At 29.9% G+C, this 1,247-nt stretch carries 1 protein-coding gene; it reads left to right on the forward strand.

Annotation, left to right across the window (positions count from 1 at the left end):
- Window positions 1–36: 36 nt before the first annotated feature.
- The coding region (locus KPL50_RS26465) for a transposase (RefSeq protein WP_216301450.1) at window positions 37–1,247 on the forward strand (1,211 nt) is incomplete at its 3' end.

A 1,247-nucleotide genomic window follows, 5' to 3' on the forward strand; every position in this document is an offset into this window, starting at 1 on the left:
TGTATAGTAGGATAAAATTAAAGGAGAGAGATTATTATGCTAAAAGGACAGTTAAAAATAGAAGTTAACAAATACCATAATTTATATTCATTAATTATACCTAAAGAGAATATTTTAAAACAAATCAATGACCTGGTGGATTTTTCTTTTGTTTATGATGAGTTAATGGTTAATTATAGTACATCAATGGGCAGAGGTGCCATTGATCCTATTTTGCTATTCAAATATTTGCTTTTAAAAATAATTTACGAATTATCTGATGAAGATGTTGTTGAACGGACTCTTTATGATATGTCTTTTAAATACTTTCTAAATCTAGCTCCAGAAGAAACAAATTTAATAAATTCAAGTACATTAACCAAATTCAGAAAGCTGCGCCTTAAAGATATGAATTTACTAGATTTACTAATTAATAAAACAGTAGAAATTGCTATAGCAGAAGGTGTTTTAAAAAGTAAAGCAATAATAGTTGATGCTACGCATACAAAATCACGCTACAATCAAAAGTCAGCACAAGAAGAATTATTGGAACGCGCAAAAAACTTACGTAAAACATTGTATGGGATAAAACCAGAAATTAAAGAAGAGTTGCCAACTAAAGTTACAACTGGAGTACTTGAGGATATTTTGGAGTACTGCAGATTATTAATAGACAGCATAAATGCTAAGCCAGAACTTGCGGTAAACCCAGCTGTAAAGATCAAATTAAATTATTTAACTGAAGCTTTTAATGACGACTTAGAAAATTTAAAACTATCAAAAGATGAGGATGCAAGAACAGGTCATAAAACTGAAGATAGCTCTTTTTTTGGTTATAAATCGCACCTTGCAATGAGTGAAGAACGTTTAATTACGGCTGCTGTAATTACTACTGGAGAAAAGAGTGATGGAAAAGAATTAATAACATTAATAGAAAAAAGTCAAGAAGCTGGGGTAGATGTTAATGAAGTTATTGGAGATACAGCTTACTCAGAGAAGAAAAATTTAGAATATGCTAAAGAAAATAAAATTGCACTAATATCAAAACTAAATCCTGTAATTTCACAAGGAACTAGAAAAAAAGAAGATGAATTTGAGTTTAATAAAGATGCAGATCTATTTGTATGTCCGGCAGGACACATGGCTTCTAGAAAAGCAAAACAGGGCAAGAAAAACGTTGGCCAAAATCAAGTTATAACTTATTATTTTAATGTAGATAAATGCAAAAACTGTGCTAAAAAGAATGGGTGTTATAAAGAAGATGCAAA

The sequence above is a fragment of the Clostridium sp. CF012 genome, assembly GCF_018861755.1.
Taxonomy (GTDB): Bacteria; Bacillota; Clostridia; order Clostridiales; family Clostridiaceae; genus Clostridium_AD.